Source organism: Pseudescherichia vulneris (assembly GCF_902164725.1).
Taxonomy (GTDB): Bacteria; Pseudomonadota; Gammaproteobacteria; order Enterobacterales; family Enterobacteriaceae; genus Pseudescherichia; species Pseudescherichia vulneris.
The window spans coordinates 3,730,892-3,749,059 of record NZ_LR607338.1; the positions used below are offsets into that span (position 1 = coordinate 3,730,892).

Sequence of the window (18,168 nt, forward strand, 5' to 3'; positions counted from 1 at the left end):
GCTTTTTAGAATGAGATGTGTCAAGTCTGACGCGTAATGTTCTATACGGCCAGTTGTTTCAGCAGCTGCTCAGCAGTTGCCGCCGATGATGTCGGGTTCTGACCGGTAATCAACAGGCCGTCAGTCAGGACATAGGAACTCCAATCCTCGCCTTTAGAGTAGATCCCCCCTTTCGCAATCAGCTCGTCCTCAACCAGGAACGGCACCACGTGAGTCAGGCCTACCGCCTCCTCTTCAGTATTCGTGAAGCCGGTGACCTTGCGTCCCTCGACCAGCGGTTTACCTTCAGGTGTTTTAACGTGGCGCAGGACGCCCGGAGCATGGCAGACAAATGCAACATGTTTGCCAGCAGCGATGAAGGATTCAATCAGCGCAATGGAGTGCTTATCCTCCGCCAGATCCCACAGCGGACCATGCCCACCCGGATAGAACACTGTGTCGAAATCTGCCTGCGATACGCTGTCCAGGCGGACGGTATTCGCCAGCTGAGCCATAGCATCAGCATCAGCTTCAAAGCGGTGCGTAAATTCAGTTTGCGCGTCCGGCTCATTGCTTTTCGGATCCAGCGGCGGCTTGCCGCCTTTTGGCGAGGCCAGCACGATTTCCGCGCCAGCGTCTTTAAAGGCGTAATAAGGTGCGGCCAGCTCTTCTAGCCAAAAACCCGTTTTACGACCGGTGTTGCCTAAGGTGTCGTGAGAGGTCAGGACTATTAATACTTTCATTATCATTCTCCGATTTATCACTTTGCTATTAATACTAGCCCGGTCGTATATAAAAATAGTGCCAATTCAGATTAGTCGGTAAGGCATACCAGCGTACTATCCCTTGTTGGCACTGTAATGGTTATTCAATCACATCAGGAGAACACGAGATGTCTGAGCATCCAAGAATTGCGCTTATCGGCCCAGGTGCAATCGGTACGACTATCGCTGCCGCGCTGCATGAAGTTGGCCGCACGCCACTGCTTTGCGGACGCACCGCCCATCCACAGTTAACGCTGCGCCACGAGGCGGGTGAAATCGTGGTACCCGGCCCGGTACTGAGCGATCCAGCGGCGGTTTCTCATCCGTTCGATATCGTCTTTGTGGCGGTGAAAGTGACGCAGGTCGCTGAATCTGCGAGTTGGTTGGCGAGGCTGTGCGATGAAAACAGTATCGTGTGCGCCCTGCAAAACGGCGTTGAGCAGAAAAACCAGCTGGCCCCGTTGGTTAACGGAGCAGAGGTGCTGCCATCGATAGTGTGGTTTCCCGCCCAGCGAGAGCCAGACGCCTCTGTCTGGTTACGCGCCGCGCCGCGACTCACCCTGCCGGATGTACCGCAGGCAAAAGCGATAGCGGATGTGCTCAGCGGCACACGCTGTACGGTAGAGCTATCGTCCGACTTTATCTCTCTCGCCTGGCGCAAGCTGCTGCAAAACGCGGTCGCAGGCCTGATGGTGCTCGCCAATCGCCGTGCGGGGATGTTCTCACGCTCGGATATCACAGCCCTGGCGCTGGCCTATCTACAAGAGGGACTCACCGTTGCGCGTGCGGAAGGTGCGATACTGAGCGACAGCGTGCCTCAGGAGATCGTCGACGGTTTTCATCGTGCCCCGGTGGATCTGGGTACCTCGATTCTTGCCGACCGCCAGGCTAACCGCCCGCTGGAGTGGGATATTCGCAACGGCGTGATACAACGCTTTGGCCGCTCACACAATATTCCCACGCCGATCGGCGACGTGCTGGTTCCCCTGCTAGCCGCAGGAAGCGAGGGGCCGGGTTGATGCCGCTACCCTTCCCTGTGTTCCATCAATTTATTTGACCAATTACGTTAAACAAATGGCATTTATTCTCACTATGTAACGCGTAGAGTAGGGATATCAAAAGCAGGCTCCGGCCTGCCGCCTATTTCTCTGAAGTCAGGATAAACGCCATGAAGAAGATCGGATTTTTGTCATTTGGTCACTGGACGCCGTCGCCGCAGTCTGGAACCCGTTCGGCCGCTGACGCGCTGCTGCAATCCATCGATCTGGCCGTTGCCGCCGAAGAGCTGGGCGCGGATGGGGCCTGGTTCAGGGTGCACCACTTTGCCCGCCAGCTGGCCTCACCCTTCCCGCTGCTGGCAGCCGTAGGGGCGCGGACCAAGCGGATTGAAATCGGTACCGGCGTAATCGACATGCGCTATGAGAATCCACTCTATATGGCAGAGGATGCCGGTGCAGCGGATTTGATCTCCGGTGGCCGTTTGCAGTTGGGTATCAGCCGTGGCTCCCCAGAACAGGTGATCGATGGCTGGCGCTACTTTGGTTACGCGCCCTCAGAAGGGGAAAACGAGTCGGATATGGCGCGCCGCCATACCGAGGTGCTGCTGGACGTGCTGCGCGGTGAAGGCTTTGCCAAACCCAATCCGCAGCCGATGTTCCCGAACCCGCCAGGCCTGCTGCGCCTTGAACCGCATTCCGAGGGTCTGCGGGATCGTATCTGGTGGGGCGCTGGCTCGAATGCCACCGCAGTATGGGCTGCCAAGCTGGGGATGAACCTGCAAAGCTCAACGCTGAAGGATGATGAGACGGGCGAGCCGTTCCACATCCAGCAGGCAAAACAGATCCGCGCCTATCGCGAAGCCTGGGCGGAAGCGGGCCATACCCGTACGCCACGCGTCTCGGTCAGCCGCAGCATCTTTGCCCTGATGGACGAGCGCGACCGGATGTACTTCGGTTCAAGCCGTAACGAAAGCGATAGCATTGGTTTTCTCGATGAGAAAACACGGGCGATCTTCGGACGCAGCTACGCCGCAGAGCCTGACAAGCTGATCGAGCAGTTGAAGCAGGATGAAGCGATTGCCGAAGCGGATACCCTGCTGCTGACCGTGCCGAACCAGCTGGGCGTGGATTATAACGCTCACGTTATCGAATCCATCCTGAAACACGTGGCTCCGGCGATGGGCTGGCGCGACTAAGACCGCAACCCGGCAGGACAAAACGCCTCGCGTGCTTTACGGCATGCGAGGCGTTATAGTTTATAGAGCAAATGATGCAGGCATACACTCTGGAGACGGCCTATGAGTAGTGAAACACCCCTGAAATATTATGACATTGCGGATGAGTATGCGACGGAAGCCGCCAAACCCGTAGACGAGGCCGAACGTGACGCCCTGGCGCGCTATTTCGAGCTGCTGATCACCCGTTTAATGAACAACGAAGAGATCAGCGAAGAGGCGCAGCGCGAGATGGCCCTTGAGTCGAGCATTGATGCAGAACGTATCGATGAGATCGCAGAGTTCCTCAATCGATGGGGCAATGAGTAGCGTCTGTTCAAAGACGTAGTCTGCGCAGGCATTGTGCTTTACACTGCGCGCTGCAAAAATTGAGTAGATAAACGATTAATCAGGCGGTAATGGCGATGAACGGAACAATCACAACGTGGTTTAAAGATAAAGGTTTTGGATTTATCAAAGATGAGAACGGGGATAACCGTTATTTTCATGTGATTAAGGTCGCCAACCCTGAGCTGATCAAAAAGGATGCGGCGGTGACGTTTGAGCCCACCACCAATAACAAGGGCCTGTCAGCGTACGCGGTGAAGGTTGCTCCGGAAAGCAAGTATATCTATATCGCGGGCGAGCGCATTAAACTCACCTCGATCAAGTCTTACGTGGTTTACAGCGAAGAAGTGCCTGCTGATGCCGGTATCGATAAAGAGAACCCGGTGCTGTCGGTGGGTATCCTGATGAACAGCATCCGACCGAAGTCAGACAGCAAGCCGGGCGAAATGCGCTCGCTGAAAAAGCTGGCGATCACCACCTTCCAGGGCACCACGCTTATCTTCTCGGCAGATGAGATAGATATTGATGCCACGGTAAAAATGCTTAAGGTCTGACGTTACGCAAAAGTAACGCTGCGCCCCCACCTCCCATCTCCATATATGGTAGTTTGCCTTTCATCCTGACGAAGGCAAACTACCAAAAACATAATCCTATCAAGGCCAACCCTTCTGCACGTTATCCATGATGACATGGATAACGTATTCGCATTGATAAAAACCACGCACACAAATGGAACTGAGACATGATCGTGTCACCCCCCAACGTCATCCTGAGAACGCTGCTGGTTCTCTCACTTGCCCTCGCGCTAAACGGCTGCTCTGTCCGTTACGATAAGAACGGTAAGATGCTTTTTAACCCCGATCTGGCGAGCGTGCTGGGCAATGAAGTTGGCCAGTTTACGCTGGCCGATGGCTCAAAAGGTGCGCTTCGGGAGCTGAATGGCCGTTATAGCCTGAAGTGGAGCAATCTGATGATTGAGCGTCCGCTGGAGGGCGTGAGTTGGGTGAGGATCATCAACCAGTACCAGGTTGAAGGGCATACGCTGCTGCTGCTAAAGGTGGCCACGCCCGCCTGCCCGGCGCAGTACCGTCTGGTAGACCTCCAGAATACGCGTTCCCAGGAGTGGGCATTTACGGGCATATGCGATATCGGGCCGGACGTGACGGCCAGCGCGGATAAGCTGCAGTTGAATTTCAAAGTCGATAATCGGATTGAGCAGTTCAACTGGCAGCATGGTGAGGTTTACCATCGTCGGCTCGCGGTTCAGCAACAAAAAACCGTTCAGAGTAGCACTACGAATAAAACCACGTCGTCCCGCAAGGCTAAATCACAACCTGCGGTTAAACCGACGAAACGCACCCAGGTAAAAGCCGCAGAGCCGTTGCCGCCGAAGGTTGCCCAGCCAGAGCTGGATAACTCCTTGCCTACTGAAATCTACCAGCCAACAAAAACCCGCCAGACCAGCCTGGGTATTAAGTCATGACGGAGCAGGGTGTAGGCAATAGCGAGGTGCGGGACGGGATCAAGCGCTCCCCTCTCCCCGCCTGGCAAAACTGGCTGGTGATGGGCATCACCCTCACCTATCTCATCTGTGAACTGGCGTTCAACTCCCGCCTGCTGGATCTGGTAGGCACTATTTCAACGGCAGAAGAAGTTCACAACATGGAGCGGTACGGCAGAACCTTAACCGCCATTGCCGCAGCGCTTCTGGTGTTACAGTTTGCCCTTGTGGGCATCGCCAGGCTGAAGAGGAAAAACGTCTCTCTGTCGACAAGGGCCAGCGTAAGTGGGGTGCTTTGCCTGTGTCTGCTAACCGGCGCAGTAACGTGGCATGCGGTGGAGTGGTTTATTGAACGTCAGGTGTCAAACAGCACAGGTGAGTTCCGGCAGATGTCGCTTCTGGCGCAGCTCTACCAGCAATCGCTGATTGATGGGCACCAGACGCTGGAGGGCATTCCGCTCGATAGTCACGGCGGTCAGGCGCAAACATGGAGCAGCCCGTCAGGAAAAGCATTTCTGGCGATGCTGCCGATCCTGCTCAGCTCCGTTGATCGTTATCATGAACTGCTGAAAAGCGGCGCGGAACAAAATTTGCGTGACAACATCAGCGCCAGAGAGGGCGGCGTTCTTGGCTTTTATAAAGCCTGGATCCAGGCACGGGAAGCCGTCCATAAACAGTACGTAGCCTATTACAACGACGAGATGGATATCAGCGAAACCGCTCGCCGGGAGCAGGAGAAAGCCTGGCAGCGGTATGAACGCTCGTTGCGTGCTAAGGGACTGAAAACCTGGAATGTCCCCCGACGCTATTATGCCCGCGTCCGCAGCAATGTCCGCGCCCAGGGTGTTCCGGTAGCCAATAACTGGTCGCCATCCGATCGGGCTGGTTTTGATGCGGCAGTGGCGAAAACCGTCAGACAGCAGTATCTCGCCCAGCGTACCGTGGTATTCAACGGGGTGACGATCCCTAAACGCCTCGACTGGGCCGTCTTTTTCCGTCAGGAGGTGATACAAAAATCACTCCGCGAAAAATTATTGCTCCCGGCAGGCACGCCGGTGCGTGAAGCGTATCCACTCAACGACGGATTGAAGCTTTTTGCCCTTGAGCTACACGCAGCCCATCTTAACGAGGCGGTGAAAGAGCAGTTACCGACCCTGCGCGCGTCGTTACAGAGTTACAGCATGGGTGGAAAGAATGAAAAGCAGGGAGAAGATGCCGCACGCGCGGTGATTGTACCGCCTGTTGCGCTGATCTTCTCTCTTGTTGGAGCGCTGACCCATCTGGCAAAACTGCTCTATTTAATTCTCGTTCCCCTCACCGCCGCTCTGTTAAGTAGAAAATCTTCGCGTGCCGTGCGCGTGCTTAATCATCATCCGCTGCTTTTCCCGGTGGCGCTGATCTCAGGGCTGCTGGTGATGTTCAGCTGCATGAATAACAGCATTACCGTTTCACCGGCCTATCACGATTTAAAAAACGCGTTGCAGGGCGCGAATATTACCATCACCGATGACCCCCTGTTTCTGCGCGGCGAGTCGTTATTACGTATCGTTCACGCCGTCAGTATTGGACAGAGCTACAGCTATCCGATGAATCAGTATCTGCGGGAGACTGCACTGGGCGGATTTGATTTCGGCTATAGCACGCATGAAGACGCTATTCCCTCTGGGAATAAATAATTAACGAAGCGAGGCAAAAATGAAAAAAAGCGTATTAGTTGCTGTTTTACTCGGTATGAGCGCATCGGTTTACGCCGGAGAAGCGCATGTTTGTGGTTCGCGTCAGGTGAATGCCCTGGCAAGCGATCAGGGTAATATCGATGACAGCACCGTGTTTACCTGCGGCGGGGGCATAAAAGGAACCATTCCAGAACTGGCAAAACAGGGGTGGAAAATTGTGCAGATCACCGACCAAATCGGTACGCTTTCGCAAACGGATCCCACGAAAACCACGACCTATTCACGCCTAATTATTCAGAGAGACTAAGCGGGTGAATTAACGCGTCGGGTAGCCTTCCTGCCGAAAATGCCGCACCATGCACTATAATTCGGCAACTCTTCACGTGACTGGCAGCCCATGACAACGCAACTGCTTAACCGACACTGGCGTATTCCCGGCGCGGTGATGCTTCTGCTCATCGCGCTCTTTACCCTCTTCACCCTCCACAGCCACTGGGGCGCCTTCCTGCAGTGGTGTCTGAGCACGCAAATCACGCTCCATCGCTATCTGGTGATGTACCTGCTGCAGCTCAATAACCATCAGTACAGCGGCGGCCTGTGGCTGCTGACCGGCGCGTTTCTCTACGGCGTGCTGCACGCGATTGGCCCAGGCCATGGCAAATTTATCGTGACCACCTATCTCAGCACTAATCAGGAGAGCCAGCTGGCCACCCGGGTAGTACCGTTTCTCGGCAGCCTGATGCAGGGTGTGAGTGCGATCCTGTTCGTGTTTATTTTGGCGGTTGGCTTTAATTTCGCGGCGGGCGACCTGAGCGAAAGCCGCTGGTACGTTGAGAAGATTAGCGCTCTGCTGATTGGCGGCTTTGGTGCCTACGTTATTTACCGGGCGCTGAAAAGCCTCAGACCACGCAGGCTACGTATCGCCTCGCTGACGCCGCTCGGGCATCAGCACGCCCTGGACTGCGGCTGCGGTCATCATGGCGTAGGCATGGCGACGCAGGGTGACTGGAAGACGCGGCTGGGGGTGATTCTGGCGATCGGTGCGCGCCCGTGCAGCGGGGCGATTATGATCCTGCTCTTCTCTAACGCACTGGGGATTGTCAGCTGGGGGATCGCTGCGGTTATGACGATGTCATTCGGTACGGCGCTGTCGATTATGGGTCTCTCGCTGGCGGTGCGCTATGCCCGCGGGCGTACGACGGCGCTGTTTGGCGGCGAGTCGCAGCGTCTGGCGTGGGTTGTGCCTGCGCTGAAGGTTGCGGGCGGCGTGGCGCTCATTCTGTTTGCTACCGTGCTGTTTTTAACCGTGATCCCGGTAAGTGCCAATGGAGATTACATCGCGGCGGGCTGCTGATCTCAGGTAATAAAAAAGCGGGCCGAGGCCCGCTTTTTACTGAGAGCTGAAACTTACTCGTTAATCTTCGGATGCTGATCGACCAGGCGCGAACGCTTCTTCTGCAGCTCCGCGATCTCCTCGTCGATATCCTCGATCTTCTGCTCAATGTTATCGTGATGCTCCTGCAGGATCTCACGTGCTTCCTGCATATCCGATGCCGCAGGCGTCGCGCCGCGCAGCGGACGGTTGGCCGTCTCCTTCATCGTGATACCGGTGATCAGACCAATCACTGCCACCACCATCAGGTAGTAGGCGGGCATCATCAGGTTCTCGGTGCTCTCTACCAGCCAGGCCGCCAGCGTTGGCGTCAGGCCCGCAATCAGAATCGAGATGTTGAAGGCGCTGGCCAGGGCGCTAAAGCGCAGGTGCGTCGGGAACATCGCCGGCAGCGTGGAGGCCATAACGCCGGTAAAGCAGTTCAGGATCACCGCCAGCATCAGCAGACCGGCAAAAATCAGGCCGATCACGTCGCTGTTAATCATCATGAAGGCCGGGATCGCCAGGAAGAACAGCGCGGTGCTGCCCAGAATGACGAATGGACGGCGGCCGAAACGGTCGCTTAACAGGCCCATTACCGGCTGGACAAACAGCATCCCGATCATGATGGCGATGATAATCAGCACGCCGTGATCTTCCGAGTAGTGCAGGTTATGCGACAGGTAGCTCGGCATATAGGTCAGGAGCATGTAGTAGGTCACGTTGGTGGAGATCACGAGGCCGATACAGGCCAGCAGGCTACGCCAGTGCTTGGTTGCAATCTCTTTAAACGACACCTTGGGACCATGCTGCAGCCCTTCGCGATCGCCCTGCTCCAGCTTATCTACATGCTGCTGGAACGCAGGTGTCTCTTCCAGGGCATGACGCAGATAGAGGCCAATCAGCCCCAGCGGCAGCGCCAGGAAGAACGGGATACGCCAGCCCCAGTCGAGGAAGTTCTCCTCGCCGACAACGGTAGAGAGTATTACCACCACGCCCGCGCCGAGGACGAACCCGGCAATGGAGCCGAAGTCCAGCCAGCTGCCCATAAATCCGCGCTTACGGTCCGGGGAATATTCGGCAACGAATATCGATGCGCCGGTGTACTCCCCGCCTACGGAGAAGCCCTGGGCCATCTTACAGATCAGCAGCAGGATCGGTGCCCAGATACCAATACTTTCATAGGACGGTATCAACCCGATACAGAAGGTACTGATCGACATAATCACAATCGTGATGGCAAGTATCTTCTGGCGGCCGTATTTATCACCCAGCATACCGAAGAAGAGTCCGCCGAGCGGTCGGATCAGGAAGGGAACCGAGAACGTACCCAGAGCAGCAATCATCTGTACGCTAGGGTTAGCATCCGGGAAGAAAACCTTACCGAGCGCGTAAGCCACAAAGCCATACACACCAAAATCAAACCACTCCATCGCATTACCGAGCGATGCAGCGGTAATAGCCTTACGCAGCTTACCGTCATCAATAATGGTGACGTCACCCAACGTAATAGGCTTCACTTTTTTCCTTTTAAGCATCTTTATCCTCTTTTGACTTGCGCCCAAAATCGCCTGGCCAGGAAGGCATACGCCTCTATAGTGATGCTAAACGTTCGGGATGCCGCAGCATCCTTCTTCAAGAGTAGCAGGTTTAGTTATTCAGTTTGGTTAAAGCCTGTACAACTAAACCTGTTTACGCCTGATTGGGCAGTTAACGAGCTATTAACATTAACAGGGATTAAAATTGTGATCAACTTCACATAAATTGTGCGGTTATTCTATTTTCGCCGTGTTCGTAGATCGGAGCAGGGTTAACAGGAAAGCGGCTGCAATAAATATAAAATGGTGTTAGGTAACCCTTTTCCATTAATAACGCAGCTAATTATTTTATCGCTAGCGATTATAAAACTGTAATTTTTACAAGGTATTTACACTCTTTTTTCCTTCCTGAAGCTTTAGAAATCTTTACGCGAATTCTGTGACGAAGATAACTAAAACAGTGTTTTATTTTCATTGAATCAATATTCCAAAGATCGCATCATAATTGCAGTTCTAACGAACCCGGGCTATCGCGGACGGCCACGCCAGTCACGTTACCCCCGGTTCGACTTGCATGATTAGCTCGAAGGCCTCAACGCCAGGATGCCTTAACCAATTGAAATTAAAACTATTATTTTTCTCGCTCGTGCAGCGTGATGAGAAGTGAGGGTTCATAATGAAAATCAAGGCCACAATTGAACGTATCCCCGGTGGGATGATGCTGGTTCCGCTGCTGCTTGGCGCGATTTTAAATACCTTAGCGCCCGATACCGGTGCCTATTTCGGTTCATTCACCAAGGGTATGATTTCCGGTACGGTACCGATTCTGGCCGTCTGGTTCTTCTGCATTGGCGCATCCATTGATTTACGCGCTACCGGAACGGTCTTGCGTAAATCTGGTACCCTGGTGCTGACCAAAATAGCCGTCGCATGGCTTGTAGCGATGATTGCCGCCAGCTTTATTCCGGAACAGGGCATCCAGACAGGCTTCTTTGCCGGGATTTCCGTGCTGGCGATTGTCTCCGCGATGGATATGACTAACGGCGGCCTCTACGCCAGCCTGATGAACCAGTACGGCACCAAAGAGGAGTCCGGCGCATTCGTTCTGATGTCGCTGGAGTCCGGCCCGCTGATGACCATGGTGATCCTCGGCTCTGCTGGCCTGGCCTCCTTTGAGCCACACCACTTTATCGGTGCGGTACTGCCGTTCCTGATCGGTTTTGCGCTGGGTAACCTTGATCACGACCTGCGGGCGTTCTTCAGCAAGGCCACGCCGGTGCTGATCCCGTTCTTCGGTTTCGCGCTGGGTAACACCATCAACCTGAAAGTCATTATGGACACCGGCCTGCTGGGTATCTTCCTCGGCGTAGCGGTGATTATCATCACAGGTATCCCACTGATTTTGGCTGATAAGTTTATTGGCGGCGGTAACGGTACGGCGGGGGTTGCGGCCTCATCAGCGGCAGGCGCGGCGGTGGCTAACCCTGTCATCATTGCTCAGATTAACCCGGCGTTCGAACCGGTAGCGGCATCAGCGACGGCGTTGGTCGCAGCCAGCGTGATTGTGACGGCGATTCTGGTACCGATTATTACGGCACTCTATGCAAGACGCTTTGGTGAACCGCAGGATGCGGTAAGTAGAGAAAAGCCAGTAGAAGCCGACTCGTTACACCACTAAGACACGTCTTTGTACTCCAGCCCCTCCTGCCAGCCGGGAGGGGTTACACGCCCTCCCCAAAGATCTCATCCACCATTGCCGTTGCCAACCGCGTTGCCGAACAGAGCCTCGGCATGCCCAGCGCCACATTTTGCCAGCTTTGAGTGATGGTCCAGCATATCGGATGGCGATCCGCATCGCACCAGTCCCCCAGCCAGCCCAGCATATCTTTGTAATCCATCAGGCCCGGCGTCGTGGGGGTGGTTAACCACTGATGATAGAAGTGACGCGTGGCAGGCGAGGCGTTAATGCCCTGGGCCAGAAAATCGGCGGCCATGGCCCGGAGATTATCCTTCAACAGCGAGGAGGCCTCCGGACTGGTCAGACGGCAGGCGTCACCGAATGCGCCCCAGCGGAGCTCCTCAAGCGCGATATAGCAGCGCCCGGCCATAGACCAGCCGTTGTACTTGCCGGCGCGCCAGCGGGTAAAGATCTGCTCGCTATGCGCGCCCGCCTGCACCATTAGCCCGCGCTGGGTTAAGGCTTTCTCTTTCCAGGCCGCGCGCTGACTGAAATGCTTATACAGCTCGCTAATCTGCTCAGGCAAGGCGGTGGAGGCGGCAGGACGGCGCTCGATGCTATTCAGAAGTGCAGCCAGACGCTGGGTAATACGCGCGAGCGCAAGCTGGCCGGGATCGAACATGCTTGCCAGCTTCTCGGCCAGACCGAGGCGCAGGGCATCGCTCTCATTAAAGACGCCCGCCATCGCCCACGGGCGCAGCTGCGTCTGGTTCATGATCTCCTGCGTCAGGCGATCGCGTAACAGCTGCTGCTGCGGTACGATCTGCGCCTGGCGGGGAGCATCAATGCCCAGCACCAGATCGACGATAAACTTGGGATGGATACACTCCAGCGTGCTCCCGGGTCCGTTCAGTAGTCGATTTTTCATGGTTGGTCTGCCGCGAATAGGGTTTGAATATCATCGCGTAGCAGGCGGGCATCCTCGTGGATCCATTTTGCCGTCGTCATACACTGCTTCAGGTGCTGACGAAGCGCCATTACCGATGACTCGTTCTGCTGGCGGATGGCCAGACTGTCACGCAGGCTCTCCTGAAGTCCGGAAAGGCTTAACGAAAATTCGGCAAAGAAGGTGGCCATTCCTGCCGTAACTGAAACATCGACCTGTGCCGCTAAAGCTTTACGAATTTGTGCACAAAAATGCGCAACATGGACGGTCAAATTCTTATGTAACAGTGAAACATCAATAACATAACGCGTGCGCGTAACGATGCAGTCACTCCACCCCCAGCCAGGATTATTAAGCCAGCGGGACATCGACTCCCGCACGCCGCCGACGCGGGACTGCCCCACCGGCAGATCCTCTGAGGCAATGGCGTCGACAAACAGCTGGCGCGTATTAAAGTTCAGGGTGCTGGCCTGGAAGGCAGGCAGGCTGATACGCGCCCGGAACCCGGTATGGCTTAGCTCTTCTTTAATACGCGTTTCGATAGGACGCATGGCATCATGCAGGGAGCGCGTGAGGGTATTCTCCAGCTGGTCGAAACGCAGCGCCAGCTCGCGGCCAATCTTCTCCTGCGCCGCCAGCAGTATGACTTCGCAGGCGGAGCGGATCTTGCTCAGCACGATCTGCGCCTGCCCTTCATCTTCCAACACTAGCTTGCCTGGGCCAAACTCCTCGTCCTGCTGCAGGTTGGTAAAGCTGAGGTTGGCCATCTCCGTCAGCGAGCCATCCTTAAAATAACTATCGATCGCGCTGACAATATCTGCCTGCTGGCTATTAATGAAGATATCCGCTGCGGTCAGCGCCTCGTCAACCTCATGGTTAACCTCATCGGTGACCCGCGCCTGGCAGTTCTTCAGCAGGGTCATATCCTCTTCGAGGCGGGCGATGTTTTGCTCAAGTTTCTCAAATGCCACGGTCAGGCTCTGATAGCGAAAATCCAGATATTCGTTAGCGCCGTGGGCGTAGTTCAAAAGCTTATGCGATGCCGAACGCAGGGCGTAGAGCGAGGCGTTAGCATGGGCAGCGTGAAGCAGCTTATGGATCGGCTGCTCAAACAGCGAATCCTCCCACAGCAGCTCCGCGGCATGATGAATGTGAGCGATATCATCGAGATCTGCCAGCCGCCAGCGACGGCCCAGCGCCTCTTCGGCAAAATCCTGCACCCACGGCTGCTCGTTGGGATCCGGCAGCTTGCCGCGCAGGTTCAGCTCGTGACGGGCGCGGTTCGCCAGATAACCCCACATGGAGGAGACCGGAAATATCTGCTCAGGGTTGATATTGCCCTTCATCAGCGTCCCGGCGATCAGCGCCCGGACCTGCTCCTCATCGTCGCTGTTGCGATCCTTTTGATCGAACTTGTTCACCAACGCGTAGAGCGGTACGGACTTGCCTACCGCCGCGATCGCCTGGCGCACCTCTTCATCCGAAATAGATTTGAGCTGGGTATAGTCGAGCACGGCCAGCACCGCTGAGGCGCGCGCCAGCTGCTCGTTAAGCATCTGCTGCAGGTGCGGCTGCCCGGCCTCGTTTGGCCCAGGGGTATCCAGCAGCGTCAGCTGGCCCATGGTGTTCTCCAGCCCAGCGAGGTGCACAAATTCAACCTCAATGACGGGAATATGCTCAATGGCGGTATAGGCAGAGAAGGGGAAATCGACCTCCAGCGCTTTTGATAGACGCACCAGATCGTTCAGGCTCTTCAGGCAGTGGAAAATAGGCTGCGCGCCAAGATAGTGTTTATCAAAGGCGTCGCCCTGCTGGATACGATCCAACAGGGTCGTCATATCCTTGTCGATCTCCAGCTTCTGCGCCAGCCGCTCGCGGTCAACGGTAAACAGCCGGGTCTGGAGCTGCTGCGTCAGGGCGTCGATTGGCCCAACGTGGGAAAAGTGCAGCACCGGCTCTTTTTGTCCCGGCGTATGGCGGATAAGGGTGGGCAGGGCCGTCATCGGTCGGTTACGGTTGGGCAGCACCTCGGTACCGACAATAGCGTTAATCGTCGTCGATTTTCCCGCCTTCATCGTGCCGACAATGGCCAGCACCATCTCCAGCCGGGTAATTTTCCGCAGCTCGTTATCAAGGGTGGCGTACTGCGCCTCCACGCCCCGGGTGCTAAAATGCAACGGCAGCACGTTGGCGGTATCTCTGTCTCCGGCAGATAATGCGCTATCCAGCGTCGCCATAGGAATGGCCTGCACCGACTGGAGATTATGCAGTGAAAGCTGTAACAGCCTCTCGGCTTCCTGGCTTAATTCGAAAATTGTCTGTGTGTGCATGATGAAAGTCTTTCCTTAACGCAAATTTTCTTACTTTTATTTAGCCGTGCTATTTAATTAGTAAATTTTCGGCTTTTATAATTACGTGTGGAAAATATCTAAAAAAGATAATCACCTGAAGACGCTCAGGAAAATAAATAGTTTTTGTCTCAACTCATCGACAGATCTTTCGTTCCGGACCAAGAAGCCAGAGCGATTAGAGAGCGTAGCGCATTTTTATGTGCAAAAAGGATATATCTTCGTATATTTACCCACCTAATTTGAGGGTAAGAAACTCCCTTCGGCAGAAGAGTGAGCGGGTGCCAGATGCCGTCGCGAATAGCGATTGATGCTTCATCTCACCATATATGAATTGATGAAAAGTGGCAATTTCCCGCGAAAAATATTCTAAATATCATACATAAACCTATTCCCCCTGCGTCATACCGCTAGCATCGCTTACGGCTGTGCCAGGTTGTGTCAAGACCAGACATTTTTCTCTGCTTTTACATAAAAATAATAGCACCGACAACTGTAAGGTATTAGTGTATAATTGCCCCCTTTCTCGGCCTGTTGCCGAGCGTTTTGCGGGCCGTGCGTCCGCGTTGCCAGTCTTGCGAGGAGCGTAACATGTCACTTCCCCACTGCCCAAAATGCCAATCCGAGTATACCTATGAAGATAACGGCCTGCTTATCTGCCCGGAGTGTGCTTATGAATGGACGGAAAGCGAAGCCGCAGCCGATACCGATCAATTAATCGTCAAAGATGCGAACGGCAATCTGCTGGCAGATGGCGACAGCGTGACGGTAATTAAGGATCTCAAGGTCAAAGGCAGCTCCTCAATGCTAAAGATCGGCACCAAGGTTAAAAATATTCGCCTCGTTGAGGGCGATCATAATATCGATTGCAAAATCGACGGCTTTGGTCCGATGAAGCTTAAATCAGAATTCGTTAAAAAGAATTAACGTCTGACGCCCCATTTTCAGACAGCGCTGGCGCTATCTTCATTATCCGGTCATGGTAACTTAACCTAAATGTCACACTCGGCGGCCAGGATAGGACGATTCTAACCGGAGGTCGTCCATGCAGGGTGCTCAACACCATTTTCGCCGTCTATCTAAAGCCATGAGCGAGCCGGGGGTCATTGTCACCTTCAGCCCGCTTAACGATGAGTGCCAGCCGCTCGATCTCGCCAGCGTGCTGCTAACGTTAACCGATAGCAGCCGTGCCCCGCTGATTTTACAGGTTGCCAGCCTGAGCGGCGGGCGCATGCTGCGTCTGACCGGCAACGGCATCGCCGATGAGCGCATGGTTGCCCCTCAGCTGCCGGAGCGCATCGTGCATGAGCTTACCGAACGTCTGCCCCCCTTCTCACCGGATGTCGATCTGCTCCTGACCTGCGGCGAACGCCTGATGGCCATTCCCCGCACCACGCATATCGAAGTCCGCTGATTAGCGCGCCTGCGCTTTTCGTAGCGCCTGCGCCAGCTGGGCGCGGGTAAAAGGTTTACGCAGCAGCTCAACGTCCGGCAGAGCCGGGTTGTCCGCCGGGCGCAGATCCTGACCGCTGATCAGCAGCAGCGCCAGGCCGGGATAGTGCTGGCGAGCAAACTGTACGACCTCCGCGCCGCTCAGCCTGCCCGGCAGCATCAGATCGCTCAGCAGAAAATCGATATCCGGCGCGGCGTCCAGCAGCGCCAGCGCCTGCTCGCTGTTTTCCGCCTCCAGCGTCAGGTAGCCGAGCTGATGCAGTTGCTCACACAGCGTCTGGCGCACGTCGGCCTCATCCTCGAGGACCAGAATCAGCCGGTCGGTGTTATCGCCATCGGGCATGGACTCAGGCTCGCTCGCGTCATGCGCCAGCTCCGAGGCGCGGGGCAGATGCAGCCGCACCGTCGTCCCCTGCTCCGGCGCGCTCTCAATCTCTACCCGTCCGCCCGACTGGCGAATAAACCCATACACCATCGACAGGCCAAGGCCGCTGCCGCTGCCGGTCTGCTTGGTGGTAAAAAAGGGTTCGAATACCTGGGCTTTGATCTCCTGCGACATGCCACAGCCAGTATCGGCCACCTCCAGCGCCACCATATCCTGGCGGCGTCCATCGCTACGCGTGACCCGTTGGTTCCAGGTGCGGATGCGGATAACGCCGCTCCTGCCCTCCATCGCGTCGCGGGCGTTCATCACCAGGTTGATCAGGGCGTTCTCCAGCTGCCCAACGTCGATCCACGCCGCCCACGCCGGCTGTTGCGCCTCAATCTCCAGCGTCAGGGTGGCAGGGAGAGAGTGGCGCAGCAGCTCGTTCAGGTTTTCCAGCAGAGGCTGCATCGCCACCGCCTGCGGGTGCAGGGACTGCTTGCGCGAAAACGCCAGCAGGCGCTGGGTGAGCAGCGCGCCTCGCTCGGCGGCCTTCAGCGCCCGGCTGATGCGTGGTGCATCCGGCGAACCGGGGCTGACCAGCTCCAGGCTGCCGATGATCACCGCCAGCAGGTTATTAAAATCATGCGCCAGTCCGCCCGTCAGCTGCCCCACCGCTTTCATCTTCTGACTGTGCAGCAGCGCCTCCTCCAGCCCCTGCCGTTCGGTGCGGTCAATCTCCATCTGGGTTGTCTTCTCTCGCAGCAGCCGGGAGGTGTGCTCCAGCGAGGCGGTATTGCGGGCAAAGACGTTAAACGCACGCGCCAGCTCCCCCAGCTCATCCCGCCGCTGTAGCGCCGGAACCGAGACATCCTGCTCCCCCCGCGCCAGCTGGCTCATCGCCCGGGAGATAGCCGTCAGGTTTGACCCCAGGTTCCGGTAGATGTACCAGCCCGCAAAACCGGTGATCACCAGCGCCAGTACGGTAAAGGCGATAATAAACAGGATGATAGACCTCAGCTCCCGGTGGCTTCGATCGATACGCTGCAGGGAGACGTCCACGACGCATTCTACGTACTGGTTGATATCCGTATTCAAAAAGGCCACCAGCGCCTTGATATGGTACATGTACCAGCTGATCGCCAGATCGCTCTCCTCAAGCTGCAAGGAGAGCGGTCCCAGCTTGCGCAGCTCGGCGGTGAAGTCGCCCAGCACGGTGTTGATGAGGGGTGAGCCCGCCCCCGCGGGCAGCTGCGTCATAATGGTATCCAGCGCCGCTACCGTTGGACGCGGGGAAGGGGTTTGGATCGCCGCGCCGATCAGGCGGTCTATCTCATCCAGCAGTCGCGCATCCGGCATGCTGCCGCCGTCGCGCAGCATGATCCCCTGGATCTGATGCAGGTAGCTCTGATTTTGGTAGAGCGAGCTGAGCAGCGCGTTACGCTGCAGGTGACGGCGATGGCCCCGCTCCAGCATCTGCGTTGCGCTGTGCTGGAGCTCGGTGCTGCGCTGAATGATGCGCGCCACCAGCTGCTGCTCGCTTTGCGCCAGCGGCGCGTGGGCCAGCTGCGCCAGCGAGCGTTGCAGAGCCGCCTGGGTCGCCTTCAGCCGCTCGGCTTCCCCTTGGTACTCCAGCGCGCCCACCACCTGCGACAGCCTGACCGCCGCCGTCGCCACGTTCGCCGTATCCCGCGCAAGGTTCATACTGCCGGTCATATCGTCCAGCGTCTGCTGCTGCACCAGCTCCTGGATCTGGCTGGCGTGGCGAAACCCCAGCACCGCCGCGCCGCTGACCATCAGCGTCACCACCATCACCAGCAGGTTAAAGATGAGCAATCGCCCGCGCGCGCTGGCGAAAAAGTGACTTCCTTGCTGCGGCATATCACGCTCCCGGAAGAAAAATCACAATATGACAAATATGAACGGCTTCTGACATTTTGCGTTTACGTTCCTGTGATGGAGTGCTGATATCGCCCACCTCGCAGGAGAT

General features: G+C 56.1%; 16 protein-coding genes. 11 read left to right on the plus strand and 5 right to left on the minus strand.

All coding sequences use genetic code 11. The features are described from left to right. Window positions 1–41: 41 nt before the first annotated feature. The gene (locus tag FN633_RS15485; protein WP_154058320.1) at window positions 42–722 is read right to left on the minus strand and encodes a type 1 glutamine amidotransferase domain-containing protein; all 681 of its coding nucleotides are present in this window, start codon (window positions 720–722) and stop codon (window positions 42–44) included. Between the two features lie 149 nt (window positions 723–871). Here FN633_RS15485 and FN633_RS15490 point away from each other — a divergent pair, with 149 nt between their 5' ends. The 8 genes from FN633_RS15490 (at window position 872) to FN633_RS15525 (ending at window position 7,834) form a co-directional block, all read left to right on the plus strand. Continuing rightward, window positions 872–1,762: an oxidoreductase gene (locus tag FN633_RS15490; protein WP_154058321.1), complete on the plus strand. Its 891-nt coding sequence runs from the start codon at window positions 872–874 to the stop codon at window positions 1,760–1,762. A gap of 149 nt (window positions 1,763–1,911) precedes the next feature. Further along, a complete protein-coding gene (locus tag FN633_RS15495) occupies window positions 1,912–2,937 on the plus strand; it encodes an LLM class flavin-dependent oxidoreductase (protein ID WP_154058322.1) in 1,026 nt (341 codons plus the stop codon). Window positions 2,938–3,039: 102 nt separating this feature from the next. Then, a complete protein-coding gene (locus tag FN633_RS15500; protein WP_042388746.1) occupies window positions 3,040–3,285 on the plus strand; it encodes a DUF2543 family protein in 246 nt (81 codons plus the stop codon). 89 nt (window positions 3,286–3,374) lie between these two features. Next, window positions 3,375–3,857 carry a cold-shock protein gene (locus tag FN633_RS15505; RefSeq protein WP_154058323.1) on the plus strand — a complete coding sequence of 161 codons (483 nt, stop codon included), beginning with the start codon at window positions 3,375–3,377 and terminating at the stop codon, window positions 3,855–3,857. Between the two features lie 188 nt (window positions 3,858–4,045). Beyond that, complete coding sequence (locus FN633_RS15510) at window positions 4,046–4,786, plus strand: hypothetical protein (protein ID WP_154058324.1); 741 nt, start codon at window positions 4,046–4,048, stop codon at window positions 4,784–4,786. Further along, window positions 4,783–6,480, plus strand: coding sequence for a hypothetical protein (locus FN633_RS15515; protein WP_154058325.1), 1,698 nt, complete (start codon window positions 4,783–4,785; stop codon window positions 6,478–6,480). The genes FN633_RS15510 and FN633_RS15515 overlap by 4 nt, the downstream gene beginning before the upstream one ends. Before the next feature lie 19 nt (window positions 6,481–6,499). After that, window positions 6,500–6,787 carry a hypothetical protein gene (locus FN633_RS15520; protein WP_154058326.1) on the plus strand — a complete coding sequence of 96 codons (288 nt, stop codon included), beginning with the start codon at window positions 6,500–6,502 and terminating at the stop codon, window positions 6,785–6,787. A gap of 90 nt (window positions 6,788–6,877) precedes the next feature. Next, on the plus strand, window positions 6,878–7,834 hold the full coding sequence (locus FN633_RS15525; protein WP_154058327.1) for a nickel/cobalt transporter: 957 nt from the start codon (window positions 6,878–6,880) through the stop codon (window positions 7,832–7,834). A 53-nt stretch (window positions 7,835–7,887) separates the two neighbouring features. On the opposite strand, the gene proP is transcribed toward FN633_RS15525, so the two are convergent. Then, on the minus strand, window positions 7,888–9,390 hold the full coding sequence (gene proP, locus FN633_RS15530; protein WP_154058328.1) for a glycine betaine/L-proline transporter ProP: 1,503 nt from the start codon (window positions 9,388–9,390) through the stop codon (window positions 7,888–7,890). Window positions 9,391–10,066: 676 nt separating this feature from the next. On the opposite strand from proP, the gene kdgT reads away from it, so the two are divergent. Then, window positions 10,067–11,068 (plus strand): 2-keto-3-deoxygluconate transporter, encoded by a 1,002-nt coding sequence (gene kdgT / locus FN633_RS15535; protein WP_154058329.1) that lies wholly within the window; start codon window positions 10,067–10,069, stop codon window positions 11,066–11,068. Window positions 11,069–11,111: 43 nt separating this feature from the next. On the opposite strand, the gene FN633_RS15540 is transcribed toward kdgT, so the two are convergent. Beyond that, complete coding sequence (locus FN633_RS15540; RefSeq protein WP_144816666.1) at window positions 11,112–11,996, minus strand: diguanylate cyclase regulator RdcB family protein; 885 nt, start codon at window positions 11,994–11,996, stop codon at window positions 11,112–11,114. Further along, window positions 11,993–14,344, minus strand: coding sequence for a clamp-binding protein CrfC (crfC, locus tag FN633_RS15545; protein ID WP_154058330.1), 2,352 nt, complete (start codon window positions 14,342–14,344; stop codon window positions 11,993–11,995). The genes FN633_RS15540 and crfC overlap by 4 nt, the downstream gene beginning before the upstream one ends. Before the next feature lie 609 nt (window positions 14,345–14,953). Here crfC and FN633_RS15550 point away from each other — a divergent pair. Both FN633_RS15550 and FN633_RS15555 read left to right on the plus strand, forming a co-directional pair. Next, window positions 14,954–15,289 carry a zinc ribbon domain-containing protein YjdM gene (locus tag FN633_RS15550; protein ID WP_154058331.1) on the plus strand — a complete coding sequence of 112 codons (336 nt, stop codon included), beginning with the start codon at window positions 14,954–14,956 and terminating at the stop codon, window positions 15,287–15,289. Between the two features lie 118 nt (window positions 15,290–15,407). Next, complete coding sequence (locus FN633_RS15555; protein ID WP_042388773.1) at window positions 15,408–15,776, plus strand: phosphonate C-P lyase system protein PhnH; 369 nt, start codon at window positions 15,408–15,410, stop codon at window positions 15,774–15,776. Here FN633_RS15555 and FN633_RS15560 read toward each other — a convergent pair whose 3' ends face one another. After that, window positions 15,777–18,059 (minus strand): ATP-binding protein, encoded by a 2,283-nt coding sequence (locus tag FN633_RS15560; protein ID WP_154058332.1) that lies wholly within the window; start codon window positions 18,057–18,059, stop codon window positions 15,777–15,779. It abuts the gene before it with no gap. Window positions 18,060–18,168: the final 109 nt, after the last annotated feature.

Coding starts and splice junctions, on each gene's coding strand:
- proP (WP_154058328.1), bottom strand. CDS start 9,390: ATGCTTAAAAGGAAAAAAGTGAAGCCTATTACGTTGGGTGACGTCACC.
- FN633_RS15495 (WP_154058322.1), top strand. CDS start 1,912: ATGAAGAAGATCGGATTTTTGTCATTTGGTCACTGGACGCCGTCGCCG.
- FN633_RS15510 (WP_154058324.1), top strand. CDS start 4,046: ATGATCGTGTCACCCCCCAACGTCATCCTGAGAACGCTGCTGGTTCTC.
- FN633_RS15490 (WP_154058321.1), top strand. CDS start 872: ATGTCTGAGCATCCAAGAATTGCGCTTATCGGCCCAGGTGCAATCGGT.
- crfC (WP_154058330.1), bottom strand. CDS start 14,344: ATGCACACACAGACAATTTTCGAATTAAGCCAGGAAGCCGAGAGGCTG.
- FN633_RS15550 (WP_154058331.1), top strand. CDS start 14,954: ATGTCACTTCCCCACTGCCCAAAATGCCAATCCGAGTATACCTATGAA.
- FN633_RS15515 (WP_154058325.1), top strand. CDS start 4,783: ATGACGGAGCAGGGTGTAGGCAATAGCGAGGTGCGGGACGGGATCAAG.
- kdgT (WP_154058329.1), top strand. CDS start 10,067: ATGAAAATCAAGGCCACAATTGAACGTATCCCCGGTGGGATGATGCTG.
- FN633_RS15485 (WP_154058320.1), bottom strand. CDS start 722: ATGAAAGTATTAATAGTCCTGACCTCTCACGACACCTTAGGCAACACC.
- FN633_RS15555 (WP_042388773.1), top strand. CDS start 15,408: ATGCAGGGTGCTCAACACCATTTTCGCCGTCTATCTAAAGCCATGAGC.
- FN633_RS15525 (WP_154058327.1), top strand. CDS start 6,878: ATGACAACGCAACTGCTTAACCGACACTGGCGTATTCCCGGCGCGGTG.
- FN633_RS15505 (WP_154058323.1), top strand. CDS start 3,375: ATGGCGATGAACGGAACAATCACAACGTGGTTTAAAGATAAAGGTTTT.
- FN633_RS15500 (WP_042388746.1), top strand. CDS start 3,040: ATGAGTAGTGAAACACCCCTGAAATATTATGACATTGCGGATGAGTAT.
- FN633_RS15540 (WP_144816666.1), bottom strand. CDS start 11,996: ATGAAAAATCGACTACTGAACGGACCCGGGAGCACGCTGGAGTGTATC.
- FN633_RS15560 (WP_154058332.1), bottom strand. CDS start 18,059: ATGCCGCAGCAAGGAAGTCACTTTTTCGCCAGCGCGCGCGGGCGATTG.
- FN633_RS15520 (WP_154058326.1), top strand. CDS start 6,500: ATGAAAAAAAGCGTATTAGTTGCTGTTTTACTCGGTATGAGCGCATCG.